Here is a 24739-nt window from a genome sequence, read left to right on the forward strand (position 1 = left end):
CGATGACGACCAAGAGCGCTTCGCTGAACAAGGTCTTCGCCGACCTTCCCGTCACCATCTTCGAGGCGATGTCGCAGGCCGCGCGCGACAATGCCGCCATCAATCTCGGTCAGGGCTTTCCGGACGATCCCGGCCCCGAGGACATCCGCCGCGCCGCGGCCGAGGCCTCGCTGAACGGCTACAACCAGTACCCGTCGATGATGGGCCTGCCGGAACTGCGCCAGGCGATCGCGACCCATTACGGCCACTGGCACGGCCTCAAGCTCGATCCGATGAGCGAGGTGATGGTCACCTCCGGCGGTACCGAGGCGCTGACCTCGGCCATTCTCGCCGTGGTCCAGCCCGGCGACGAGGTGGTCTGCTTCCAGCCGGTCTACGATTCCTATCTGCCGATCATCCGCCAGGCCGGCGGCATCCCGCGCCTTGTCCGCCTCGAACCGCCGCACTGGCGACTGAATGAGGACATGCTGAAAAGCGTCTTTAATTCAAAGACCAAGGCGGTGCTCTTCAACAATCCCCTGAATCCCTCGGCGGTGGTTTATCCGCGCGAGGACCTCGAGCTGCTCGCGCGCTACTGCCAGGAGTTCGACGTCATCGCGATCTGCGACGAGGTCTGGGAGCACGTCACTTTCGACGAGCACAAGCACATCCCGCTGATCACCATCCCCGGCATGCGCGACCGCACCATCAAGGTCGGCTCGGCCGGCAAGATCTTCTCGCTGACCGGCTGGAAGATCGGATTCGTCTGTGCCGCGCCGCCGCTCTTGCGCGTCGCCGCCAAGGTGCATCAGTTCCTGACCTTCACCACCGCGCCGAACCTGCAGGCCGCCGTCGCCTACGGCCTCGGCAAGTCCGACGACTACTTCCTGTCGATGCGCAAGGATCTGACGCGAAGCAGGGACCGCCTGACCAAGGGCCTCGAAAGCCTCGGCTTCCCCGTGCTGAAGTCGCAAGGCACCTACTTCCTCACCGTCGACCTGTCGCCGCTCGGGCTCAACGAGAGCGACACCGAATTCTGCTGGCGGATTGTGAAGGAGTACAAGGTCGCGGCGATCCCGGTCTCGGCGTTCTACGAGCAGGACCCGGTGACGTCAGTGGTGCGCTTCTGCTTTGCCAAGAAGGACGAGACCCTCGACACCGCGCTGGAGCGGCTGTCGGACGCGGTGCGCGGACGCAAGAGGTAGATCCGAGATGACGAACGTCGGCCGCTCGGGGTTTCGCCTCGGTCTTGCAATCGCCGCGGCGCTGACGTTGCTCTCCGCCCCCGCAGGGGCCGAGGAGCGCGTCGTCAACTTCTACAACTGGTCGAACTACATGGCGCCTGACGTCCTTGAGGCCTTCACCAAGGAAACCGGCATCAGGGTGGTCTACGACACGTTCGACGCCAACGAGACGCTGGAGACGCGCCTGATGGCCGGCAAGTCCGGCTATGACGTCGTGGTGCCCACCGCCTATTTCCTGCAGCGCCAGATCAAGGCCAACATCTTCCAGAAGCTCGACAAGGCGAAGCTGCCGAACCTCGCCAACGCATGGGGCGTGGTGACGCAGCGCCTCGCCATCTACGATCCCGGCAACGTCTACGCCGCCAACTACATGTGGGGCACGACGGGCATCGGCTACAACGTCGCCAAGGTGAAGCAGATCCTGGGACCCGATGCGAAGATCGACAGCTGGGACATCGTCTTCAAGCCGGAGAATTTGTCAAAGTTCAAAGACTGCGGCGTGCATATGCTCGACTCCGCCGACGACATCTTTCCGGCGGCGCTGAGCTGGCTCGGGCTCGATCCGAACTCGACCAAGCAGGCCGATATCGAGAAGGCCGCCGATGCCGTCGCCAAGGTTCGCCCGTCGGTGCGCAAATTTCACTCCTCCGAATATCTGAGCGCGCTCGCGACCGGCGAGATCTGCTTCGTGGTCGGCTGGTCCGGCGACATCATGCAGGCGCGCGCGCGTGCTGCGGAGGCCAAGAGCGGCATCGAGATCGGCTACACGATCCCGAAGGAGGGCGCGCAGATGTTCTTCGACAATCTCGCGATCCCTGCGGACGCCAAGAACGTCACTGAGGCCTACGAGCTGATCAACTATCTCTACCGCCCCGACGTTGCCGCCAAGAACTCGGACTTCCTGTCCTACGCCAACGGCAACCTCGCCAGCCAGAAGCTGGTCGATCCGAAGATCCTTGGTGACAGGAACATCTATCCGGACGAGGCGACGCTCGCAAAGCTGTTCGTCATCACCGCGCGCGAGCCGACGACCCAGCGCATCATCAACCGGCTCTGGACCAAGGTGAAGACGGGGCGGTAGGCGCCGCACTCGTCATTGCGAGCGAAGCGAAGCAATCCAGAATCTCTCCTCGGAGGCACTCTGGATTGCTTCGTCGCTTCGCTCCCTCGCAATGACCGCGCAGCTACCGCCACCGGCGATGCAGCCAGAGCCACTGCTCGGGATGCTCGCGTACCCAGCCTTCCACCACGCTGGTGATCGCCTGCGTGGTGCCCTGGATGTCGATCTTGCCGTCGGCATCGCGCACAGGCGGGACTTCCTCGGTGATCTCGGCGGTGAAGCGGTTGCCGGGCAGGCGAATGATGCGGACGCCGTGGATCGGGCATTCGACCTGGCGCAGGAGGCGCGCCAGCATCGGATTGGCGCGGGTCTTGCGGCCGAAGAAGGTGACCTCGACGCCGCCGGTCAGATACTGGTCGATCAGCATGGCGACGTGCTTGCCGTCTTTCAGCGCCTGCGCGAGCCGCAGCGGCGCGTCGCGGCCCGCCGGGATCAGCGTGCCCATGTTGACCTGGCGCATCTCCTGGATGATGCGGTCGGCGGAGGCGATGTTCGGGCGGCGGTAGAGGATCGCAGCGTCGAGCCCATGCGCGACGGCGGCGAGCGCCGGTAATTCCCAGTTGGCCAGATGCGCGGCGAAGATCAGCGCCGGCTTGCCGTCGTCGCGGATCTGGTCGAACAGCTCGATGCTGCGCTTGGGCAATTCGATCCGGCTGTTTTCGGGGTGGTCGCGGTCGTAGTCCCAGACGTGGTCGATATGGGCGAACTCGGCGCCGACGCGGCCGAGATTGTCCCAGACGCCCATCAGGATGTTGTCGATCTCTTCCGGCGATTTCTCGGGAAAGGCGGCGCTGAGGTTGGCGCGGCCGATGCGGTGCTCGCGCAGGCGCGGGCCGATCAGCTTCACGACGCGCGCGAAAAAGTCCGAGGTCTTGGCCGGATCGAAATAGCGGGTGGTGCGCAGCAAGCCGACGGTGGCCGCGCCAATCAGGCTGCCGCCAATCGACTTTGCAGCCTCCCGCGCGCGGGCCTTCATGCTCGCAGTCAGCAGCGCCATGCGTCCGGTCAGGCCGGTTCGCGGGTCAGGATCAGCGAGGCGTTCTGGCCGCCGAAGCCGAACGAGTTCGACATGACAGCGGTGACGCGGGCATCGCGCGCCTTGTTGCCGACGACGTCGAACAGGATCGTGGGATCCGGCGTCTCGTAGTTGATCGTCGGCGGAATGCGCTGATGCTCGAGCGTGAGCAGCGAGAAGATCGCCTCCACCGCGCCGGCGGCGGAGATGGTGTGGCCGACCATCGACTTGTTGGAGGTGACGGGAATCTTCGAGACGAGGTCGCCGAACACGGCCGATGTCGTGTTGTACTCCATCTTGTCGTTCTCGGGCGTCGCGGTGCCGTGCGCGTTGATGTGGTCGATCTGGTCCGGCGTCATGCCGGCATCGGCCAGCGTCTTGTTCATGCAGCCGATGATCGGCTTCCCATCAGGAGACGAGCGGGTGCGATGGAAGGAATCGGTGAGCTCGCCGCAGCCGGCGATCACGCCGAGGATTTTTGCCCCACGTGCGGTAGCGGCTTCGTAGCTCTCCAGCACCAGCGCGCCGGCGCCTTCGGCCATGACAAAACCGTCGCGGTTCTTGGAGAAGGGACGGGAGGCCGCCTGCGGCGGATCGTTCTGGGTCGATAGCGCCGAGAGCAGCGAGAAGCGCACGAGGGCTTCCGGATTCACGGTGCCGTCGGTCGCGACGCACAGCGCGGCATCGGTCTCGCCGCGGCGGATCGCCTCGACGCCGAGCTGGATCGAGGTGGCTCCGGACGCGCAGGCCGTCGACAGCGAGATCGGCGAGCCCTTGGTGCCAAAGGTTTCCGCAAGATGCGCGGCCACCGACCCGAACATGAAGCGGTGATGATAGGCGCTGTACTTGCCGCCGCCGGAGATGCGCAGCAAATCGTCATAGGTGAAGTCGAGCTTGCCGACGGCGCGGCCGAGTTCGCGGCGCTGCGGCCACTCGACTTCGACAGGTGCGACCGCAAGGAAGAGGGGGCCCGGGAAATCCGCCTTGGCGCCAATGCCGGCCTGCTCGAGCGCTTCCTGCGTCACGAGTTCAGCCATCCGTTCGGACAGGCCGGTGGAGGAAAACGGATCGACGCTGACGAAATCGACGGTGCCGGCCATCGTGGTCTTCAAACCCTCGACCGGAAAGCGCGTGATGGTGCGGATGCCGGATTCGCCGGCGACGAGCTTGGCCCAATTGTCGGCCTTGCCGGCGCCGAGCGAGGTCATGATGCCCATGCCGGTGACGACGACGACGGGGCGCCCGAATTTGTCGCGTGGTGCAGTCATGTGTCCCCCGATCAAGCTCAAGCGTCATCCCGCCAAAGCGCGCCTGCGCTTCAGCTCACTGCTTCGACCAGCGCCATGCCTTCGCCGCGCCAGTGTCCAGCCCCCACCACCACAATCTGGGTGGGCGCGCCCTGCATTTCAATCTCGGTTCCGGTCGAATCGTTCGGCGGAAACAGCGCGCCGCGCGAGATCGACAGCGCGGCGAGCGCGATGCCGAGCGGAAATTGCGTTTCCATGGCGTGACCGAACATCGTTCCGGTCGCGCGCACCGGGAAGTCGGCGTGGCCCTTCAGGAAGCCGCGCTCCTCGCTCGTCGCAGGCTCCGCGCCGGTCGCGCCCGATATGATCGCGCCCTTGCCCTCGCGCTTCGGCAGCTTGGCCCAGAGCTTCTCCAGCGTCGCGGCCATGTCGCCGGGCTGCTTGCGGCGGGCGAGGTCGGCGACGACGCTCGACAGCTTCGCGAACGGCTTCGCGCCGCGCGCTTCCGCATGCGCCTTCGATTCCAGCACCAGGAAGGCGCCGGCAGATCCCAGCGCGAAGCCGGCGTGGTCCTTGCGCGCCCAGACGGGGGCGAACTTGTCCTTCAGATTGAAGTCGCCGAATTCGTAGAGGACCATCAGGTCCTTGCGCTCGCCATTATGCGAGCCGCCGACCAGCGCAATGTCGCTCTCGCCCGAGGCGATGCGCGCCAGCGCGATGCGGGCGGCGTCGGCGCCGGCCACCTCTTCGCCCATGAAGGTGCGCGAGGTGCCGCCAAGACCATGCACGATGGCGATGTTGCCGGCGAGCAGGTTGGAGAGCTGGGCCAAAAACAGCGTGGGCCTGAGATCGCTCATCAGCCGCTCGTTGAGGAAGCCGGGCGCGTTGGCACCCTTGGCCTCGGCCGTAAGCACGCCGGTGTCGACGTTGAGGTCGCGCTCGCCGCCGCCGGCGGCCACCACCATGTCGATTTTCGACAGGATGTCCTTGTTGCCCTTGATCCCGGCGGAGTCGAGCGCAAGCCCGGCGGCATAGGTGCCGATGCGCTGCCAGGCTTCCATCTGGCGCTGGTCGCCCTTCTTCGGGATCTGGCTGTCGAAGGTCACAGGCATCAGGGGATGCACGACGTAGGGCGCAAAGCCCTTCTCGTCGACGTTGATGCGTCTGTCCTGGAGCGCGGCCCAGTTGGCGTCGAGGCCCTCGCCAAGCGAAGTCGCGAGTCCAATGCCTGTGATCCAGACTTCCGTCTGGCCGGGCTTCGAAGCAGTGTCAGTCATGGCGATACGACCTGTTGCGGAAACCCGACGCGCTCGGCGACTTTCGCCATGTATCCGCGCATATCCGCATTGGGGAAGGGAATCAGCGTGAAGGTGAGCGACGAGTTCGCGCGCAGCTTGCCGCCGACCCTGATCTTGGCTTCGGTCATGGCATAGCCCGAGCCCTCATAGGTGAGGCTCGCCTCGATGCTCATGAGATCGCCGGGGAAGACCGAGCCGCGGACCTTGCCTTCCTTCACGGCGGCAAGGATCGGCATGCGCTCGAACTTGAACACGCCGAGCTGAAGCCAGCCGGAGGCCTGCGCCATCGATTCGATCAGGAGCACGCCGGGCATCAAGGGATAGCCCGGGAAGTGCCCCTCGAAGATGGTGCTCTCCTTGGGGACCTGGGCCTCGACGACGATCTTCTTCTCGTCGACGTTGAGGTCGACGATCCGATCGATCATGTGGAAGTATTCGAGTTGCATGGCCGCGCGCTTAGGCGCTCGCGCCCTTGGCCGCAACCAGTTCGTCGATGCGGGCGCACAAATTCTTCAGCACGAAATACTGCTCGGTGGTCGCCTTGCCGTCGTTGACCTCCTGGGTCCACTTTTCCAATGGCAGCTTGATGCCGAACTGCTTGTCGATCGCGAACGCGATATCAAGGAAATCGAGGCTGTCGATGCCGAGGTCATCGATGGCATGGCTATCCGGCGTGATCGTGTCGCGCGGGATGTCGCAGGTTTCAGCGATGATCGTGGCGACCTGATCGAATGTGGAAGACATCACTAAGCCTTTGATATATTGCGGATATTTGTCAGATTTTCCAGAGTGGCACGGTGGGTGGGCATCGCGCCCCTGATGACGCCCTCAAACCCCCCTCTGGCCGGGTCGAAAGCCCGTATATCGGAGCGCCGCCCTGAGTTCAATGGAGCCGGACAGGCCTAAGGACAGGGGCTGGGGACGCCGCCGGTAACGCCTTCGGCCTGGGCGGGCACTCCGCCCGCCTAGATATGCGGCGTCGTGATCTTGACGCAGTCGCGGCGGCCCATCAGCACGCAATCCTGGGTCCGGCGCAGGTCGGCGATGCTGACGGCGAGCCAGATCCCGATTGCGGTCAGGGCGATGGTGAAGGCGAGCGCCGCGATGTTGGCGAGCATGCGGTGGCGGAAGTGGTCAGGTTCGGTGCGGGGCTGCTCGTAGCGCGACAGGTCGAGCGGTGCGGGCGCGACACGCAACGGCTGCACGGTCCCGTTGCCCCGGTGGACCGCTGGGGAAGGCGAGGTGCGCGGCCTGAACTGGAGCACCCGGTGCTCGTCATCCGAGCTTATGGGCCGCTGGGTTTTCATGGTGCGGGGATCACTCCGAAGCAGCGATTTTTAGATAGCACACGTGGAGAACACGTTGCAGAAAATCTTCTCAACGCGCACGTGCATTGCACGTTTGCACTATCCTGCAGGGGCGCAGCGAACCATCGCGGAACCGGCCGTCATCCTGGTGTCAGGCCAGCACGGGTCGCGTTGCAATAGCGGCCATGGCGGTGGCGTCTTCACTCCCGCCCACATCCGCTTGTGATCTCCGCGCCCGGCCGAACGCATTTTACCTGCGCGGACCTCATGGCATAACCTCTGGAACCTGAACCAGCCGTTGCAATCAAGTGAGGGATCCCAGGACCATGACCACCAACGCGCGCGAGCCGAGAGTGCACCCGGTCCCGATCCTGTCGCTTCGGCCGACGCAGATGACGGTCGGCATGCGCGAGGTCAAGGAGAAGCGCAAGCGCTGGCGGGAGCACGACAAGAAGAAGCAGGCCGACCTGCTCGGCAAGCACATGATCCCCGTCGTCTACGGCCCGGACCAGCGCTACTACGTGATCGACCATCATCATCTCGGCCGGGCGCTGCATGACGAAGGCGTCAAGGAGGTGCTGGTTACCATCGTCGGCGACCTCAGAATGGTCGAGCGCGAGGCGTTCTGGGGCGTGATGGACAACAAGCGCTGGGTCTATCCCTACGACGCCAAGGGCGAGCGGCGGGCGTTCCGGGACCTGCCGAAATCGGTCGCCGATCTCAAGGACGATCCGTTCCGCAGCCTTGCCGGCGAATTGCGCCGCATGGGCGGCTTTGCCAAGGACACCACGCCGTTCTCCGAATTCCTGTGGGCCGACTTTCTGCGCCGGAAGCTGTCGCGCAAGGCGGTGGATGCCAATTTCGACAGGGCGCTCGAGAAGGCCCTGGCCTCGGCCAAGAGCAAGGACGCCATCTATCTGCCCGGCTGGTGCGGCCCGGCGGAGGATGATTGAGCGCAACCGCTCATATCAGTCGCGCTGGAAGATCTTGGCGCCGGGATAAGCGCGCCGCGCGTAGGTGACGACCAGCGCGCGATCCTGGGTTGCCAGGAAGGGCGTTCGGATCCGGCACGACCCGATGATGAGGTGCCATAGACCATTGAGCTTCTGAATGACGACGTTCATTTGAGTAGTCCTCGACGACTCCGCATGCGAGGCAAGTGCTGCCTGTCGCGGCGGCCTTGCGATTCACGATCGTGAACACGGGGGTAAAATTCCCGATTCTGGTCGCTGCAAGGCTACGCCGACTATTATTAGTTGGTTACGGCATGCGGCCCGATAAGCCGGCTCTCATCACAGCCGCTTGAGCGACATCATTTTCCGCGCCGACGAAACCGTCCTGAAACAAAGCCGTCTCATCCTTCCTGGAAGTCGAGTTCACGAAGGAGGAGGACATGCGCCGTTTCATTCTCGCCGCCGCCTTGCTCGCGGTCGTATCGGTCGGGTTTCACACCTTCATCTCGGCCTCGCTTGCCGCAGCGCGCGAGGCCAAGGCAGCAACGTTCGCCGAGCGCTTTGCCCCGGCGCTGGATCTGATGGCGAAGCGCTAGCGGCCAGGCGGCGGATACGCTTGATCTTCCGCAAATTCGCTGTAGCGCAGGCGGCTATGGTCCGCCTGCATGATTGCCGGACCAGCGTTGCGCCACGTGCCGAAAGGCCGGGGTCTGCTCCACGTCAAGGTCGGCTCCACGTCATGCAGACCTGGAGACAAGAGACCTGGAGACCTGGCCGTGAGCATCATCTTTCGCATCGTCTTTATCGTCGCCGGCGCGATCACCGCGCTGTTCGTGGCGCGTGATGCGCTGAACTTCACCATCATCCAGACCTTCGTCGCCGTCCTGCTCGTCACCGCCATCGTGGGGGCCGCAAGCGTATGGAGCCTGCGGCGGAAGGCGTGAGCAAGGTACAAGGCAGCGGCTCGGCCGGACTGAGCGAAGCCGAAGCCCGGTTGCGGCTGCAACAGGACGGCCACAACGAACTGCCTCGGCCCGAACGGCGCACGCCGCTGCGCATCGTTCTGGAAGTGCTGCGCGAACCGATGCTCGCGCTGCTGCTGTGCGGCGGGCTGGTCTACCTCCTGCTCGGCGACCTCCGCGAGGCGCTGCTGCTGCTGGCGTTCGGCGCCATCTCCGTCGTGATCACGATCGTGCAGGAGACCCGCACCGAGCGCGTGCTGGAAGCGTTGCGAGACCTGACCAGCCCGCGGGCCCTCGTGATCCGGGACGGCGAGCGGCGGCGGATACCGGGCCGGGACGTCGTGCGCGGCGATCTTCTCGTGCTGGCCGAAGGCGATCGGATCCCCGCCGATGCAGTGATCATGGATGCGCGCGATCTGCAGGTGGACGAGTCCCTGCTGACGGGAGAATCGGTGCCCGTTCGGAAGCAGGTCGTGGCGAACGCCGCTTTGGCCGATCATCGGCCCGGCGGCGACGATCAGCCGTTCGTGTATTCCGGCGCGCTGGTCGTGCGAGGCGAAGGGCTGGCGCGGGTCGAGGCCACCGGTCCTCGCAGCGAGATCGGCAAGATCGGCCTCTCGCTGCATGGCCTGCAGGCGGAGCCGCCCCGGCTCCAGCAGCAGACTGCGCGGCTGGTGCGGCTGTGCTTTCTCGGCGGCGCGGTGGTCAGCCTTGCTGCCGTCCTGCTTTACGGCACTTTGCGGGGCGATTGGCTGCAAGCCCTGCTCGGCGGCATCGCCATCGGCATGTCCATGCTGCCCGAGGAATTTGCCGTGGTCCTCACCGTGTTCATGGCCATGGGCGCCTGGCGCATTTCCAAGGCGCGGGTGCTGACCCGGCGCGCCGCGGCCATCGAAGTGCTCGGCTCCGCCACGGTGCTGTGCACCGACAAGACCGGGACCCTGACCCAGAACCAGATGTCGGTTGCGGAGCTGCGGCGGCTCGACGGGGCGTGCATGCGCCCCGCAGCGTCGGAGGGCGCCGATGTCGGGGCGGAGTTCTTCGAACTGGTCCGTTGCAGCGCGCTGGCGAGCTCTCCTGAACCGTTCGATCCGATGGAGAAGGCCCTGCATGCCTTCGCCGATACGGCTCTGCGCGCGAGAGGCGCAACGGAGGACAGCCCGACATTGGTGCGCACCTACGGCCTGCGCCCCGAGCTGCTCGCCATGACGCAGGTCTGGCAGTCGCCACGCCAGCCGGGATGCTTCGTCTCGGCCAAGGGCGCGCCCGAGGCGATTGCCCGTCTCTGCAGGCTGGATGGCGCGGATCAGGCCGCGATGCGGGACGCCGTCGGTGCGATGGCCAAGGACGGGCTCCGCGTCCTCGGTGTGGCCACTGCCGCTTGCGACGACAAATCCCTGCCGCCATCCCAGGAGGCTTTCGCGTTTCGCTTCGTTGGCCTCGTCGGACTTGCCGATCCGCTCCGTCCGGCCGTTCCCGAAGCGGTCCGCGAGTGCCGCGCGGCGGGCATCCGCGTCGCCATGATCACGGGCGACTATCCGGCAACCGCGATGGCGATCGCGAGGCAGGCCGGGCTCGACGTCGAGGATGCCGTGACGGGCGAGCAGATCAGGGGCGCAGACGAGGCCGAGCTGAACGAGCTCGTTGCGAGCGCGAACGTCTTCGCGCGGGTCTTGCCGGAACAGAAGCTGCGGATCGTTCAGGCCATGAAGGCCAGCGGCGAGATCGTCGCGATGACCGGCGACGGCGTCAACGATGCGCCCTCGCTGAAGGCCGCCAATATCGGGATCGCGATGGGCGGACGCGGCACCGATGTCGCCCGCGAGGCATCCTCGATCGTCCTGCTCGACGACGATTTCAGCTCCATCGTGGCGTCCATCCGCCTGGGGCGCCGCATCTACGACAATCTGCGCAAGGCGATGGCCTTCATTTTCGCCGTCCACGTTCCGATCGCGGGGCTTGCCTTGCTTCCGCTGGTCTTCGGGCTGCCCCTGATCCTCGGCCCGGTTCACATCGCGTTTCTGGAACTGATCATCGATCCCGTCTGCTCGCTGGTGTTCGAAGCCGAGCGCGAGGAGCGCGATGTCATGATGCGCCCGCCGCGGCGAGCTGATGCCGAGCTGTTCTCGTGGCCCCTGGTCGGCTGGAGCATGTTCCAGGGCGCGCTGTCGCTCGCCTTGATCGCTGTGATATTCGTCGCCGCGCTTTACTCCGGGCTTCCGCCGGACGAGGCGCGGACGCTCGCCTTCGTCGCGCTGGTCGTCTGCGTCGTCGCGCTGGTCCTGGTCAACCGATCCTTCAGCGCTTCGTTCGTGTCGGCATTCTTCCGTCCCAACCCCGCATTGCTCTGGATATTTCTGTCCATCGCCTTTGTGCTTGCCACCGCACTGCTCTGGCCGCCGGCCTCCAGCCTGTTCCGCTTTGGTCCGCTGCATGCCGATGATCTGTTGATCACGCTTGGCGCGGGACTGCTGGTGCTGACGGTGCTCGAAGCGCTGAAGCCGCTGTGGGCGCGGCGGCTCCGGTTCTAGTTCGTACCCGGAGAGCCGGGCTTCGGCGGCGCATCGGTTTGATGCGTCTCGTTCCTGCCACCGAGCATCCGGTGCAGCCAGTGCTCGGTGCGGTTACCGACGGTGAGGATCATGAAGGCCAGTGTCAGCGCCGTGCCGACGATCGGCCACTGGCCGACGCCGCAGGCGATGCCGAGGCAGGCGGCGAAGAAGGTGCAAGCGGCGCTGGTCAGGCCGCGGACGCGAAACTTCTCGCTTTCGTGGACGATGACGCCGGCACCGAGGAAGCCGATGCCGGTGAGGATGCCCTGGATGACGCGGCTCGCCGCATCGGTGATCTTGCCGGCCTCGGCGAACTGCACGGCCAGCAATACGACGGTCGCGGTCGAGAGCCCGACGATGCCGAGCGTCTTCAGCCCGATCGGCTTGCCGTGCAGGTCACGATTGAGGCCGATGGCGCAGCCAGCGAGGGTGGCAACGCCGAGGCGCAGAAGAATCTCAGGCCAGTCCATCATTGCTCGTCAGTCACCGTGTCATTCATTTCTTCGGCAGTCGTCCCATCAGATAGAACTCCTCGTTCGGCCGCATGCCCGTGAAATTCGCCAGCCGGTTCGACAGTGCGAAGAACGCGGAGATTGCCGCGATGTCCCAGATGTCGTCGTCGCTGAAGCCGTGCGGTTGAAGCGCGGCGAAATCGTCCTCCGATATCCGCTGCGCATCGGCCGAGACCTTCATCGCGAAGTCGAGCATCGCCTTCTGCCGCGGCGTGATGTCGGCTTTGCGGTAGTTCACCGCGACCTGGTCGGCAATCAGCGGATTCTTGGCGCGGATGCGCAGGATAGCGCCATGCGCGATCACGCAGTACTGGCACTGATTGGCGGCGGACGTCGCCACCACGATCATCTCGCGCTCGGCCTTGGTGATACCGCCGTCCTTCTCCATCAATGCGTCGTGATAGGCGAAGAAGGCGCGGAACTCGTCGGGACGGTAGGCCAGCGTCAGGAACACGTTCGGCACGAAGCCGCTCTTCTCCTGCACGCCGAGGAGGCGCGTGCGGATGTCGTCGGGCAGCGTGTCGAGGGCGGGAGCGGGGAAGCGTGGCGTGGCGGTTGTTGTCATGGGCATGGATTCCGGCTTTGGGGGCAGGAAACATAGTCCATGCAGGCGAGTGGCTCCAGTGGGGTCGCGAGGTCTCGTGCCCCGGACGCGGCGCAGCGCTTCTTCAGCGGTGCGCTGCAGAGCCGGGGCCCATGTTTCCGAGAGCGCAGTGCATGTGGCGTGGGTCCCGGCTCTGCGCGGCAGCGCTACGCGCTGCGGCGCGTCCGGGACACGAGAGCTGTGTTACCGCAGCGGCTTCTTCAACAGCGAGAAGCGGTCGGGATCGAGCCCCATCGAGGGCTGCAGCATCGGGGCTTCGAGGCTGGACATCGACTTCGCCGGCGGGGCCGCGAACACCGGATCGTTCGGCACGTCGCGCTGCGAGGTGGCGCCGCGCCAGCGTTCGAGCACGGCACCGACGAAATGCATGTCGTGGCCGGAGGTGACCGACGGCACGCTGCTAATGGTGGCTTCGCCGCGCGGCAGTTGGTGCGGCGGCACCTCCTTGAAGCGCAAGCGCGTCGGCAACGCGACGCCTTCGCCGAACGCCAGCACTTCGCGGGTGCCGAGCGAGGGCACGAACGAGAGCAGGTTCGCGGCGGCGTCGGACACGGCGGCGCGCAGCAGCGCCTGGTCGCGTTCGTTGGCAAGGCGCATCGTGAACAGCGTGTTGCACTGGGAGATGATGGTGGCGTCGAGCTCGGCGGGGCGCTGCGTGATGAGGCCGAGATAGACGCCGTATTTACGGCCTTCCTTGGCGATGCGCGACACCGCCTTGCGGGTCGGACCGAAGCCGATGTTGCGGTCGGCGGAGGCGTAGCGGTGCGCTTCCTCGCAGACGAACAGCAGCGGCGAGACGCCGTCGCTCCACAGGCCGAAGTCGAAGGCCATCCGGCACAGCACCGAGACGACGGAGTCGATGACCTCGGCCGGGAAGCCGGCGAGCTGCATCACCGTCATCGGCTTGCCGTTGGCGGGCAGGCGGAACAGATGGCTGATGACCTCGGCCATGGTGTCGCCGCCGACATTGGCGTTGTCGAACATGAAGGCGTAGCGCGGGTCGTTGCGCACCGCCTCGATGCGCGAGATTAGCTTGTGATAGATGATGCGCGAGGAGCGGTTCTCGAGCTTGCCCATGCGCTCGTCGATCAGCGACATCAGATCGACGAGGCGGTACGGCACCGGCGTGTCGACGGTGTAGCCGATCTGCTTGGGGTCGATGCGCTTGAGGCCGATGCGGTCGGCGTTCTGGTACTGGGTGTAGACGCCCTTGGCGAGCGGGATCACCTCGGCGAGGATGTCGAGCTCCTCGGGCACGCCGGCGCGGCCGCCGAACAGCACGTCGACGATTTCCTCGAAGTTGAACAGCCAGAACGGCAGCTTCAGGTTTCGCGGGTTGAGCACCAGCGCGCGGTCGCCGAAGCAGCGGCCATATTCGTTGTGGACGTCGAGCAGGAAGATGCGCAGGTTCGGGCGCGCCTTCAGGATCTCGTTGAGCAGCAGCGAGACGCCGGTCGATTTACCGACGCCGGTCGATCCCAGCACCGCGAAATGCTTGGACAGCATTTCCTCGACGTCGACATACGCGATGACGGAACGGTCCTGCTGGAGGAAGCCGACATTGATCTGGTCCGAGCCGGTCGGCGCGTAGATCGTGCGCAGCTCCTGGCTCGTGATCAGGTCGACCGCATCGCCGATGGTCGGATAATTGGTGACGCCGCGCTGGAATTTCGGCTTGTCGCTGGCGTTCATGATCTCGCCGAGCAGGTCGACCGAGGCGATCGCGATGTAATTGTCGCTGCTCGCCAGGTTCTCGCAGGAGACCTCGGTGATCATCGCGACGATGACCGAGCTGGCGCTGCGGATACTGACGAAGCGGCCGACGGTTGCCCGAACTTCCGAGACCGGCATCCGGCTTTCGGCCAGAAGCCCGACCCGGGCGAGCGATCCGCGAACCGATATCACGCGTCCAAAGGATGTCACGATCAATGAACCTGGCAAGAGCAAGGGGTTTAGTCCGGACTATGCGCGGCCGTCGCTGGACAAACGGTTAAACGGCGGGCGCGGCCGCTTCGTTAAATCCGCGACAATTCCACTGTGAGGTTTGTTCCCAGTGCATACATATGAGCGGAAACGGCGGGGAAATGCTGCATTTCCAGGCCGGCCGCGGCTGCGGACGGTTAAGGAGTGGTTTACCATATGCCGAAGAGCGGCGAATGCGGCGCGGTTCGGGATAGCCAAGGAGAGGGCGCGGCGGATGCCGGCAAAGATCGTCAAACAGCGGGTCGGGCCCGGCATCTACCTGCTGCGGTTCAAGACCCAGTACGAGCTGACCTCGACCTTCCTGCGCGTGCAGGAGCACTACGAGTCCCCCAAATTCCACGGCCGCGTCTTCTCGCTCGAGCAGTATATGGACTGGTACGCCGGGCAAAACGGTAACTTCACCTACTACCAGGACTGGTCGGGCTTCAACGTGCCGTCGACGGCGTTCGCTCCGTTCTATGCCGGCGCCTTCGATCCGCTGACGAAGAAGGAGACGCGGCTGCTCCGCGTGTTCGCGAGGCTGCGCGGGCGGTTCTATGTGATCGGCATCTACGAAGGCCGCGGCAGCACCTTGACGCACGAGCTCGCGCACGCGCTGTTCTTCACCGATGACGACTACCGCAGGAAGGTTCGCGACGCCATGCGTGAATACGATACGCGCGCGCTGGAACGGCAGATCGCAGAGGCCGGCTACGCGAAACACGTCATCAAGGACGAAACCCAGGCCTATCTGATTGCGCCGTCGGGCAGGCTCGGTGCCGCGTCGAAGCCGCTGCTGCCGTTGCGACGGCAGTTGCGGGCGTTGTTCCGTGAGCACGCAGCGAAGCTGTCGGTGCCGGGAAGCTAGCCGAAACTGGCCCGGATGAATGCGATGGTCCGCTGCTGGCGGAAATAGTTGCAGTGCCAGACGTCGGGCGACTTGCTAAAATATTCTTCTCCACTGACGGTGAGTGGGAAGCCGGTGCCTCCCAGATCCGTCATCGATCCGGTGTCGACCACGAGGTCGTTCTCGTCGGGGAAGATCTCATCCGCGGCGAGGTCGCCGGCTCTCAATGCCCTGAAGTTCTTCCAGAACTGCCACCCGGGATCAGGCGTCTCGAAGTTCGACTTGACGACGAAATAGGCCGGCTGCGTCGTGCAAGGACCTAGCCGCAACAGATTGAGCTCGTAATTGTTGGAGATCCTGGATTGTCCGAACAGTCCGGGAATGAGCGCAACGAGCCCGTCGAGCAGGGGTGTCTTGGCTAACGTGCCGGTGACGGTCATCACCACCTCGACCAGCTTGCCCGCGACCCAGAGGAACGGATTGGCACCGCCGACGAGCGTCAGCGTCTTCTCGGCATACGTCCCGATGTTGGAAATCAGGCCCAATGCGTGCTGGAGCTTGTCGGGCGCGGCCAGCGAGGTGCCGTAAAGCGGCGAGCCCGCGAAGACGACGCGCGTCCTGGCTGCGAGCGCTCCGCCGAAGGCCTCCAGCCACCAGCGCACGATCAATCCTCCGCGGCTGTGGGCGATGACGTGGACGTCTCCGGAGGCCCCGCTGAAAGCGCGTCCGAGCTCGAGTGCATTCAGCACCGGGCTCACGGCGAGCGTCGCGTGCTCGAAGACGAGAACCTGGTCGTACTTGTTGGCGCCGTCAAAGGCGGCGTTGAGAAATGCCTGGCCGTCGGGCGTTGCCTTGAACTCACCGATCATGTTGACGGCGTTGGAAAAGGTTCCGTGGACCAACAACAGGGTGCGGCCAGTGAATGGCCCATGGGCGTCGGCGCCATCGATGACGAACCCTTGCGGGCCGCGTCGCAATTGCTTGAGGTGGGATTGCAGCGAGACGTCGATCGCGGAATTGAGGCGCATGTCGATGGCGCCGATGGCGGCGGCGGCCTTGTTGGGCTGGAGCCTCGGAAACTCCTTGATCAGAACGACCGTCTGGTCGGGAAGCGGCGGCGGTTCCCCGGCACGTCGTGCACGGCGGCGGCGCTGCGGCACTTCCTTCCGGACCGGAACGCCGTCATACCAACGCAGGACGCCGTTTTCCTCGACCAGTGAAGCTGCGAGGATATTTTCGTCGGGTGAGTTGGAGATGCTCCGCCGGCGACGTCGCAGGCCGGACACGGAGTCCATCTTGTCATCGTGATCGACGTAGAGGGCCTGAAACAGGTCGTCGTGATCCTCGGCCGCCTTGATCAGCGACTGGTAACGCCTGGGATCTTCCGCGGCAAACTGCGACATGTTCGACGCCGTCATTCGTTGATGATTGGAAGCGGTGTGACGTTCAATTCGCGTGCGCGCTGGATGTCGAGCAGGCTGTCGAATTCCTTCTGGCTACGCAAATTGGCCCGGCCTTGCTTCTGCGCGTCCTTGAAGCTGACAGCTCCCGTCAGGTTGGTGGCTTCCAGCATCACGAGATCGCCCGATGCCACATAGGCCATGACCTCGGTGTAGCTCATCCTGGTGAGCCGCCAGCCATACGGGTCGACGTAGCACAATCCCGCGTCGCGGGTCGCGGCATCGCCGATGGCCGGCACCGTGGCGGGCACCTTCACCACACCCTTGAAGTCGTCGTGAGCTCCTTCGGATCGCCAGTAGCCGACGAAGGCGTGATCGGTGAGCAGGACCACGACCGGGAAAATACCGACATATTCGAGGCACGAGGCGAGCAGCAGCGCGAGGTCGATGCAGGTGCCGGTATTGGACGCGATGATCTCGCTCGGGGTGCGCAGCCGCTGCGTCTGTTCCGAGTAGGCGGGGGGAGGGTTGATGTATTGCAGGCGATACTCGTTCACAAGCGCTGTCCAGATCGCCTGCACCTGGCGATCGACGACACGCTGGACCCCCTGCTGATATCCGTCGAACCCTGCGCCGGGATCGTCGAGGATGCCGATCAGGTAACGCCGTGAGGCCTGGATGATCCTCAGGATTGCCGGATCTCGCGGCAGCACGAAGGACGGCAGCCAGGGATTGTTCTCGGTATCGTCGAGCCATTCGTCCACCGGTATCAGCGTGACGCGTCTGGTGTCCTCGAAGACGGTTTGCCCGGCGCAAGTCACCTTGACGTAGACGGCGGACTGCACACGTTCGTGCAGCGAACGGGTCAAGCTGGAGGTGAGGGGAATGATCACGTCGCAGGACAGCGGGCGCTGCAATTCCTTCATCTCCGCGATCGTGTACCGGTAGGGATAGTTCTCGGCGCCGACACACAGCTCGACCTGGATCGTGATCGCATGAACGGTGTCCCGAACCAGCCGCGTCAGCGTCAGCTTGTCGAGCAAGGGCCTGTTGTTGTGCAGCAGGGAATAGTTGATTTCCTCCGGCACTTCCAGGTCGACCTGGATCGGGTTCATCTGGCTGCCCTCTTCTTTCGGGGAGACGCCTTCTTCCTTGCAGGGGAAGCTCTCGACGCCGTCTTGCTGATTGACTTGCTGCCGGGCTCGAAGACGCTGCGCCCCATCCAGATCACGATCGAGGTGCCGTGCACCTTGTCCATGGGCATCGCGTCCCAGGCCTTCAGGAATGCATCCGGGATCGAGAAGATCTTGTTGTTCTCTCCATGACACCAATTCCAGTAGAAGGCCTGAAAAAACAGCTCCGCCAGTTCGTCGTCGATCTCGTCGAGAAATCCGACGGCGACATGAGCCTTGTTTCTGACCAGCTCGCGCGCGATGCGTGCGCCGGAATAGTAGAGATTGAGCGTCACGATCCGCGGTGGCGTGGGACCCACCAGAATCCTGGCCAGCTCGTCGTAGAGAACGGGAAGCTCGCTCTCATGGTCCTGGCGGAGGATCATTCCATCAGGCAGCCGACCGGCTGAATCGATCAGGCTTTCGAAGAGCTGCTTGTTCTTCTCTTTCATGTCCACGTAGAAATCGTCGATCATCCATCCGGCCTGATGTGTGTCTATTCCCGTGACGTGGATCGCTTCCCAGTTTTTGCGAACCGTATCGGCGAGCTCGCTCTTCTGCGGTGTGCGGAGGATCGTCCAGTAATTGTCATCATCCGGCTTGTTGGCGGCGCCGACGGCGGCGCTGATGCGTTTTTCCTCGTCCTCGAATTCGTACTTGTCCTTGAAGCGTCCGGGCGCGCTCTCGACGAACAGAACGCTGGTCGGCGGATGCGGTCTGACCCGCGCCAGTCCGTTGTCGAAGAGGCGCGAGATAAAGACGCTGTGGTAGCGGCCTTCTGCGCGCGTGCCGGAGCTGAGCAAATACTCCCAGGGAATCTCGCAGGCCGCTTCATGGATCGCGCAGATCTGCGCGTCCTCACGATTCCAGTCATGCAGTTCGATCTCGATGTGATCCGCTTTCGCCAGTTCGCGCAGCCGGTCGAGCGATACGCCCACGCTTTTGAGGTCCTCGACCGCGCGCCCGGCGATGGACTTGCGCAACTCGACATCGGGCGCCCATCGCGAGCGCACCCGCAGGAGATAGGCCCATTCCTGTGCCAGGCGCGGGAGCCGCTCAGGATGGTCGATGGGCGTATCGCGCACGCCGGCCGCGCGTATCGTGGCGATCCGCCCTGACGCCGAATTGCCGGCCGGCCGCGTGCTCTTGGATCGTTTGGCCATCGAGCTCCCCCAACTCCCGGCGCGCCGATCGTCTTGACGCTCCGGGTTCCAGTACACCTTTAGATAGCAGGTGCCGTCAAGGGCAGCTCAAGCAGGAGATCGAATTGTCGCCCGGCGCGGAGGCGTTGCTGACGTCCAGCCGTGCGCGATCCGGTCGCAACTGATCGGCGGTGTCCCGGTAAGCCCGATCCGAGGAGTTTGTTGACGGGACCTAATCATTTGTACATTAGTACAAATGAACCCGCGACCTCGGTGCCGCCCTCGGACGCGTGAGCGCGTTACAGCCCTGCGCCCGATTGCGCGATCCGGCGAAGCGGATCGCAAGCCAAGCTTTGGAGGAAGCCATGCAGCCCGAACCAATTCTCGATCTCGCCCATCTCGGCCATATGGAGCTTCTGACGCCCAAGCCGGACGAGAGCCTGAGATTCTTCGTCGACGTCATGGGCATGACCGTGAGCGGGCAGAAGGGCGAGTCGGTCTATCTGCGCGGCTGGGACGATTACGAGCGCTATTCGCTGAAGCTCACGGCGTCCAAGACGTCAGGCATGGAGCACATGGCGCTGCGTGCGCGCAGCCAGCAGGCGCTCGAGCGCCGCGTCGCCGCGCTGAAGGGCTCCGGCTTCGACATCGGCTGGATCGACGGCGACATGGGGCAGGGGCCGACCTTCCGCTGCCGCGATCCTGACGGTCACATCGTCGAGCTCTATTACGAAACCGAATGGTATCAGGCGCCGCCGGAGCTGAAGCCCGCACTGAAGAACCAGGCGCAGCGGTTTCCCGCGCGCGGCGTCAACGTGCGCCGGCTCGATCACCTCAACTGCCTCGCCGTCGACATCAAGGCCAACCGCGAGTTCTTCGAGAACTATCTGGGCTGCCGGCTCACCGAGCAGATCGTGCTGAACGACGGCCGGGAAGCTGCGATGTGGCTGACCATGTCGAACAAGAGCTATGATTTCGCCTATTCGCTCGACCATTCCGGCACGCCCGGCCGCTTTCACCACGTCACCTACGCCCTCGACAGCCGCGAAGAGATTCTTCGCGCCGCCGATATCTTCCTGGAGAACGGCATCCACATCGAGACCGGTCCGCACAAGCACGCGATCCAGCAGACCTTCTTCCTCTACGTCTACGAGCCCGGCGGCAACCGTGTCGAGGTCGCCAATGCCGGCGCGCGTCTCATCCTCGCGCCCGACTGGAAGCCGATCGTGTGGACGGAGGAGGAGCGTAAGAAGGGCCAGGCGTGGGGATTGAAGACGATCGAGTCCTTCCACACCCACGGCACGCCGCCGGTGGAGATGAAGAAGCACGCTTAGAGCATGACCCGGAAAAGTGTGAAGCGGTTTTCCGACAAGGTCATGCTCAAAAGATCAGTGCGTTGACGATCGCACCCGCGCGATCGTCTCGCGGACGCCGGTCCACGCCGGCTTGTCCGGAGCGAACTGCTTGCGCAGGAAGCTGACGAGTCCCTCCACCTGCGCATCGCTCATGCTGTTCCTGAAGGCGGGCATGTAGCCAAGATCGCTCGACACGGGCTCGGCGATGCCGTGCAGGATCACCTGCACGAGATTGTCCGATGTGGCGCTGTGCAGATTGCTGTTGAGCGCGAGCGAGGGCCGGCTGCCGAACAGCGGCAGGCCGCCGACCTCGTGGCAGACGGCGCAGGCGCCCTGATAGAGCCGCGCGCCGGTGGACGAGGCGACGGTGACTTGCGTCGCGCTTTCCAGTCTTGCCGCGAGCGCGGGCGCATCGGCCGCGGCGTCGTTGAACGAGTTGAGATAGACCGCCATCGCGCGGATGTCCTGGTCGGGCAGGGCCTTGAGGTCCCTGACGACAGGGGCCATCGGACCGGCGGCGACGCCGTGATAGCGCGAATGGCCGGTGCGCATATAGGCGAAAAGCTCGTCCTCGCTCCACGGGATCGGCGCATGCGAGAGCGAGGTGAGCGGCGGCGCCTCCCAGCCCTCGGCAAAGCCGCCGGCGAGATAGGAATTGCGTTGCTCGGCGCCGAGCGCATTGCGCGGGGAGTGGCAGCCGCTGCAATGGCCGAGGCTCTCGACGAGATAGGCGCCACGATTCCACTGCTCGGATTTGCTGGGATCGGGCTTGAAGTCCTTGGTCTGGTGGAACAGCGCGTTCCATCCCGCGAGCAGCGGGCGGAGATTGAAGGGGAAGCTGAGCGTGTTCGCGGGCGCGCTTGCGCGCACCGCAGGCTGGGCCATCAGGTAGGCGTAAAGCGCCTGCATGTCGGCATCATCAGTCTTCGAGAAGTGCGTGTAGGGGAAGGCGGGATAGAGTTGCCGTCCGTCGCGATGCAAGCCATCGCGCATCGCGCGCTCGAAGGCGGGATAGGACCAGGCGCCGATGCCGGTCTCGACATCGGGCGTGATGTTGGTGCTGTAGATCGTGCCGAACGGCGTCTCCAGCGCGCGGCCACCGGCATTGGGTACGCCCGTGAGATTGGTGTGGCATTCCGCGCAATTGCCGAGGGCCGCGAGCTGCTGGCCGCGCGCGATCGTTGCCGCGGAATAGACCGATGCGTCGGGCCGCGCGATCGGCGCGATGGCGCGGCCGGGCAGGAGAGCTGCGCCAATGCCAATCGCGGCGGTACAGACCGCCGCAATCGCTGCGACGATGCCGGCGCGCTTGGCGAACGGGTTTTCCCAGATGCGGGACGGAGGCGGTGGGGCAGGTGCGGGGAGAGTTTGCGGCGTAGCCGGTGCATCGCCGTGCAAGCCCTTGAGAATGCGCTCGGGCGTGAACGGCGGCTCGCGGAAGCGGACGCCGGTGGCATCGAAGATCGCGTTCGCGATCGCCGCCGCGCTCGGGACTGAGGCGGACTCGCCGACGCCAAGCGGCGGCTGGTCCTGACGCGGCAGCATCAAGACGTCGATCTTGGGCACGTCGGGGAAGGGGATGATCGGATAGGCGCCCCATTCGCGCGCGGCGACCGCGCCGCGCTCGAAGGAGACCTCCTCCATCAGCGCGCGGCTGGTGGACTGGATGACGTTGCCGTGGATCTGGTGACGCACGCCGTCCGGATTGATCATCAGGCCGGAGTCCTGCCCCGCGACGACGCGCGTCACGCTGACGTCGCCGGTCGCCTTGTTCACGGCAACGTCGGCGATCCACGCCGACCACGCCGCGCCATAGCCTGGAAACTTGCTGTGGACATAGAGTGCGTAGGCAACGCCACGCCCGTGCACGATTTCGCCGTCCTGCTCCTGTCGTACCGGCCGCGGCGTCCAGCCTGCGCGCTCGGCCACCGCGTTGACGAGATCGACCGCGCGCTGGTCCTTCAGATAGCGCAGCCGGTATTCGATAGGGTCGACGCCGGCCTCGGTCGCGGCCTCGTCGATATAGGATTCATGTGCAAAAGTGTTGGGCAGTGCAGACACGCCGCGGAACCAGGAGGCGCGCACGATCGGCGGCATGTCATGGGCGACGACGCGCATGTTGTCGTAGTCGTAAGGCGGGATCGCGGTGCGGTCGCCCATCTGGAGCACGACAGGCTCGGGGGAGATGCGACCCGTCAGCAGCAGCGCCAGCGTCGGCGCGGCGCTCGACGGATAGCGCGTGGCGAGATCGTAAGCAGCGACACCGCCGTCGGCGTCGAGGCCGCCATTGACGTCGATGAGCTGTGCGGTGCCCTTGGGCTCCCAGGTGTGCTCCTGCTCGCGCGTGAGCTGCACGCGCACGGGCCGGCCGACGGCGCGGGACAGCAGAAGCGCGTCCGCGGTGACGTCATCGGCGCAGTTGCGGCCGTAGCAGCCGGCGGCCTCCAGCCTGATGACCTCGATCTCGCTCTCGGGACGCTCGATCAGGAGCGCCAGATCGCTGCGCAGCACGTGCGGATTTTGTGTTCCCGACCAGACGCGGATGTTGCCGTCCTGAAAGTCGGCGACCCCGCAGGACGGGCCGATCGAGGCGTGCATCTGATAGGGCCAGACATAGGTGCGCTGCATCGGCTTGGCCGCGCCTGATATCGCCGCATCGACGTCGCCCTTGTCGATCAGCGTGCGCGGGGTCGAGGGATTGGCCCGTAGCGCCGTCTCGACATCGGCGAGGTCGGTCAGATCAGGTGTCGGCTTCCAGCTCACCGCGAGCCGTTCCGCGGCGCGGATCGCATTCTCCTCGCGCTCGGCAACGACCCCGACGAAATCGCCAACGCGGACGACGGCAATGAGGCCGGGGATGTCGCGCACCGAGGCCTCGTCGACCGCGATCAGGCTAGTGCCGACGAACGGTCCGGCATCGACGCCGGCATAGGGCGGGCGCACCACGCGGCCGTGCAGCATGCCGGGGACGCGGATGTCGTGCACGAAGGTCAATTCGCCTGTGGCCTTGGCGGGCAGGTCGACGCGTGGCATCGACTGGCCGACGATGGCGTAATCGCCGACGGGTTTCACGGCAACCTCGTCGGCAAGCTCGAGCTGGATCGTCTCGCCGCCGATCAGTTCGCCATAGCTGACGCTGCGATTGTCGTGTCCACGGACGAGGCCGTCTTCGATCGTGAGATCGGCCGCCGGCAGTTCGAGCCGCTCGGCCGCGCGCGCGATCAGAAAGTGACGCGCTTGCGCCGCAGCCTTGCGCAGGGGCACGGCCGTGATCTGGATGGTCTCGCTCGCGATCGTCGCGCCCTGGTTCGGCACCAGGGCAGTGTCGCCGAGCACCACGACCACGCGGGCAAAGGACACGTCCAGCTCCTCGGCGACGATCTGGCCGAGCGCGGTGCGGATGCCGGTGCCGAGATCGACATGGCCGTTATAGGCGGTGACAGACCCATCCGCGGTGATACGGACAAAAGTCTCGGATGTGAGCTCGTCCACGGTGCGGACGACGACGAGCGAACCGGATGGCCGTTCAGCTCCGTTCGGGACAGGGGAGGCCATCAATCAGCGGCCTCGGTGAGCTTGCCCGATGCGCGCATCACGGCGCGCAGGATTTCGACATGCGTGCCGCAGCGGCAGAGATTGTAGCGCAGCGCGGCGAGCGCCTCCTGCTCGGTCGGCTGCGGGTTGATCGCGAGCAGCGCCTTGGTGGTCATGATCATGCCGTTGAGGCAATAGCCGCATTGCGCGGCCTGTTCGTCGATGAAGGCCTGTTGCACGACATCAGGCCTGCCGCGCGTGCCGAGCCCTTCGAGCGTCACGATGTCGCGCCCGACGCAGCCACCGACCGGAATCACGCAGGAGCGCGCCGCGGCGCCATCAATCAGGACAGTGCAGGTGCCGCATTCGCCTAGGCCGCACCCATATTTCGGACCGTTGAGCGCGAGATCGTTGCGCAGCACGTAGAGCAGCGGCGTCTCGTGCGCCGCAGTGACCTCGTGGATCCCTCCGTTGACGGTGAGGCGGATCGGTGTCTGCGTCATCTCGTTCCCAAGCCCGCGGTCATGCGGTCGC

At 65.0% G+C, this 24739-nt stretch carries 24 protein-coding genes; 9 read left to right on the forward strand and 15 right to left on the reverse strand.

Annotation, left to right across the window (positions count from 1 at the left end; genetic code table 11):
* The first annotated feature begins 2 nt into the window (after nucleotides 1–2).
* Together RAD15_RS01375 and RAD15_RS01380 are read left to right on the forward strand one after the other, a co-directional pair.
* On the forward strand, nucleotides 3–1184 hold the full coding sequence (locus RAD15_RS01375) for an aminotransferase (protein WP_458173634.1): 1182 nt from the start codon (nucleotides 3–5) through the stop codon (nucleotides 1182–1184).
* Nucleotides 1185–1191: 7 nt separating this feature from the next.
* Nucleotides 1192–2304 (forward strand): polyamine ABC transporter substrate-binding protein, encoded by a 1113-nt coding sequence (locus tag RAD15_RS01380; protein ID WP_458173636.1) that lies wholly within the window; start codon nucleotides 1192–1194, stop codon nucleotides 2302–2304.
* A 103-nt stretch (nucleotides 2305–2407) separates the two neighbouring features.
* Here the strand turns inward: RAD15_RS01380 and RAD15_RS01385 are convergent, their stop codons facing one another.
* From RAD15_RS01385 to RAD15_RS01410, 6 genes are all read right to left on the reverse strand, one after another.
* The gene (locus RAD15_RS01385; protein ID WP_458173638.1) at nucleotides 2408–3340 is read right to left on the reverse strand and encodes a lipid A biosynthesis lauroyl acyltransferase; all 933 of its coding nucleotides are present in this window, start codon (nucleotides 3338–3340) and stop codon (nucleotides 2408–2410) included.
* A gap of 8 nt (nucleotides 3341–3348) precedes the next feature.
* On the reverse strand, nucleotides 3349–4626 hold the full coding sequence (locus RAD15_RS01390; protein WP_458173640.1) for a beta-ketoacyl-ACP synthase: 1278 nt from the start codon (nucleotides 4624–4626) through the stop codon (nucleotides 3349–3351).
* 50 nt (nucleotides 4627–4676) lie between these two features.
* Nucleotides 4677–5882: a beta-ketoacyl-ACP synthase gene (locus tag RAD15_RS01395; RefSeq protein ID WP_458173642.1), complete on the reverse strand. Its 1206-nt coding sequence runs from the start codon at nucleotides 5880–5882 to the stop codon at nucleotides 4677–4679.
* Nucleotides 5879–6349, reverse strand: a complete 471-nt coding sequence (locus RAD15_RS01400) for a 3-hydroxyacyl-ACP dehydratase FabZ family protein (RefSeq protein ID WP_458173643.1) — start codon at nucleotides 6347–6349, stop codon at nucleotides 5879–5881. Before RAD15_RS01400 ends, RAD15_RS01395 begins: the two co-directional genes overlap by 4 nt.
* A gap of 10 nt (nucleotides 6350–6359) precedes the next feature.
* Nucleotides 6360–6647 (reverse strand): acyl carrier protein, encoded by a 288-nt coding sequence (locus RAD15_RS01405; RefSeq protein WP_007592476.1) that lies wholly within the window; start codon nucleotides 6645–6647, stop codon nucleotides 6360–6362.
* Nucleotides 6648–6868: 221 nt separating this feature from the next.
* Nucleotides 6869–7210, reverse strand: coding sequence for a hypothetical protein (locus tag RAD15_RS01410; RefSeq protein ID WP_458173644.1), 342 nt, complete (start codon nucleotides 7208–7210; stop codon nucleotides 6869–6871).
* Nucleotides 7211–7536: 326 nt separating this feature from the next.
* On the opposite strand from RAD15_RS01410, the gene RAD15_RS01415 reads away from it, so the two are divergent.
* Nucleotides 7537–8163: a ParB-like protein gene (locus tag RAD15_RS01415; RefSeq protein WP_458173645.1), complete on the forward strand. Its 627-nt coding sequence runs from the start codon at nucleotides 7537–7539 to the stop codon at nucleotides 8161–8163.
* 15 nt (nucleotides 8164–8178) lie between these two features.
* Here the strand turns inward: RAD15_RS01415 and RAD15_RS01420 are convergent, their stop codons facing one another.
* Nucleotides 8179–8334 carry a hypothetical protein gene (locus RAD15_RS01420; RefSeq protein WP_212338915.1) on the reverse strand — a complete coding sequence of 52 codons (156 nt, stop codon included), beginning with the start codon at nucleotides 8332–8334 and terminating at the stop codon, nucleotides 8179–8181.
* 269 nt (nucleotides 8335–8603) lie between these two features.
* Here RAD15_RS01420 and RAD15_RS01425 point away from each other — a divergent pair, with 269 nt between their 5' ends.
* From RAD15_RS01425 to RAD15_RS01435, 3 genes are all read left to right on the forward strand, one after another.
* Complete coding sequence (locus RAD15_RS01425) at nucleotides 8604–8759, forward strand: hypothetical protein (RefSeq protein WP_458173646.1); 156 nt, start codon at nucleotides 8604–8606, stop codon at nucleotides 8757–8759.
* Between the two features lie 180 nt (nucleotides 8760–8939).
* On the forward strand, nucleotides 8940–9107 hold the full coding sequence (locus RAD15_RS01430) for a hypothetical protein (RefSeq protein WP_458173647.1): 168 nt from the start codon (nucleotides 8940–8942) through the stop codon (nucleotides 9105–9107).
* Nucleotides 9104–11656 (forward strand): HAD-IC family P-type ATPase, encoded by a 2553-nt coding sequence (locus RAD15_RS01435; RefSeq protein WP_458173648.1) that lies wholly within the window; start codon nucleotides 9104–9106, stop codon nucleotides 11654–11656. The genes RAD15_RS01430 and RAD15_RS01435 overlap by 4 nt, the downstream gene beginning before the upstream one ends.
* On the opposite strand, the gene RAD15_RS01440 is transcribed toward RAD15_RS01435, so the two are convergent.
* The 3 genes from RAD15_RS01440 to RAD15_RS01450 all read right to left on the reverse strand — a co-directional run bounded on the left by RAD15_RS01440 (nucleotide 11653) and on the right by RAD15_RS01450 (nucleotide 14569).
* The gene (locus RAD15_RS01440; RefSeq protein ID WP_458173650.1) at nucleotides 11653–12150 is read right to left on the reverse strand and encodes an MgtC/SapB family protein; all 498 of its coding nucleotides are present in this window, start codon (nucleotides 12148–12150) and stop codon (nucleotides 11653–11655) included. The genes RAD15_RS01435 and RAD15_RS01440 overlap by 4 nt on opposite strands.
* A gap of 22 nt (nucleotides 12151–12172) precedes the next feature.
* Nucleotides 12173–12754 (reverse strand): peroxidase-related enzyme, encoded by a 582-nt coding sequence (locus RAD15_RS01445; RefSeq protein ID WP_458173652.1) that lies wholly within the window; start codon nucleotides 12752–12754, stop codon nucleotides 12173–12175.
* 222 nt (nucleotides 12755–12976) lie between these two features.
* Nucleotides 12977–14569: an ATP-binding protein gene (locus RAD15_RS01450; protein WP_458173654.1), complete on the reverse strand. Its 1593-nt coding sequence runs from the start codon at nucleotides 14567–14569 to the stop codon at nucleotides 12977–12979.
* On the opposite strand from RAD15_RS01450, the gene RAD15_RS01455 reads away from it, so the two are divergent.
* Nucleotides 14562–14834, forward strand: a complete 273-nt coding sequence (locus tag RAD15_RS01455) for a hypothetical protein (RefSeq protein WP_458173656.1) — start codon at nucleotides 14562–14564, stop codon at nucleotides 14832–14834. The genes RAD15_RS01450 and RAD15_RS01455 overlap by 8 nt on opposite strands.
* A gap of 156 nt (nucleotides 14835–14990) precedes the next feature.
* Nucleotides 14991–15623 carry an ABC transporter ATP-binding protein gene (locus RAD15_RS01460; RefSeq protein WP_458173658.1) on the forward strand — a complete coding sequence of 211 codons (633 nt, stop codon included), beginning with the start codon at nucleotides 14991–14993 and terminating at the stop codon, nucleotides 15621–15623.
* Here RAD15_RS01460 and RAD15_RS01465 read toward each other — a convergent pair.
* The 3 genes from RAD15_RS01465 to RAD15_RS01475 are packed head-to-tail and all read right to left on the reverse strand — an operon-like array spanning nucleotide 15620 to nucleotide 19337.
* Entirely contained in the window at nucleotides 15620–17005 is a 1386-nt protein-coding gene (locus RAD15_RS01465) for an esterase/lipase family protein (protein WP_458173660.1), read from the reverse strand. The genes RAD15_RS01460 and RAD15_RS01465 overlap by 4 nt on opposite strands.
* Before the next feature lie 11 nt (nucleotides 17006–17016).
* Nucleotides 17017–18117, reverse strand: coding sequence for a hypothetical protein (locus RAD15_RS01470; protein WP_458173662.1), 1101 nt, complete (start codon nucleotides 18115–18117; stop codon nucleotides 17017–17019).
* Nucleotides 18114–19337 carry a hypothetical protein gene (locus tag RAD15_RS01475; protein WP_458173664.1) on the reverse strand — a complete coding sequence of 408 codons (1224 nt, stop codon included), beginning with the start codon at nucleotides 19335–19337 and terminating at the stop codon, nucleotides 18114–18116. Before RAD15_RS01475 ends, RAD15_RS01470 begins: the two co-directional genes overlap by 4 nt.
* A gap of 344 nt (nucleotides 19338–19681) precedes the next feature.
* Here RAD15_RS01475 and RAD15_RS01480 point away from each other — a divergent pair, with 344 nt between their 5' ends.
* On the forward strand, nucleotides 19682–20650 hold the full coding sequence (locus RAD15_RS01480) for a catechol 2,3-dioxygenase (RefSeq protein WP_458173666.1): 969 nt from the start codon (nucleotides 19682–19684) through the stop codon (nucleotides 20648–20650).
* A 54-nt stretch (nucleotides 20651–20704) separates the two neighbouring features.
* Here RAD15_RS01480 and RAD15_RS01485 read toward each other — a convergent pair whose 3' ends face one another.
* Together RAD15_RS01485 and RAD15_RS01490 are read right to left on the reverse strand one after the other, a co-directional pair.
* Nucleotides 20705–24226 (reverse strand): molybdopterin cofactor-binding domain-containing protein, encoded by a 3522-nt coding sequence (locus RAD15_RS01485; RefSeq protein ID WP_458173668.1) that lies wholly within the window; start codon nucleotides 24224–24226, stop codon nucleotides 20705–20707.
* Nucleotides 24226–24708 carry a (2Fe-2S)-binding protein gene (locus tag RAD15_RS01490; RefSeq protein WP_458173670.1) on the reverse strand — a complete coding sequence of 161 codons (483 nt, stop codon included), beginning with the start codon at nucleotides 24706–24708 and terminating at the stop codon, nucleotides 24226–24228. The genes RAD15_RS01485 and RAD15_RS01490 overlap by 1 nt, the downstream gene beginning before the upstream one ends.
* Nucleotides 24709–24739 lie beyond the last annotated feature (31 nt).

The sequence above is a fragment of the Bradyrhizobium sp. 14AA genome (assembly GCF_054185205.1).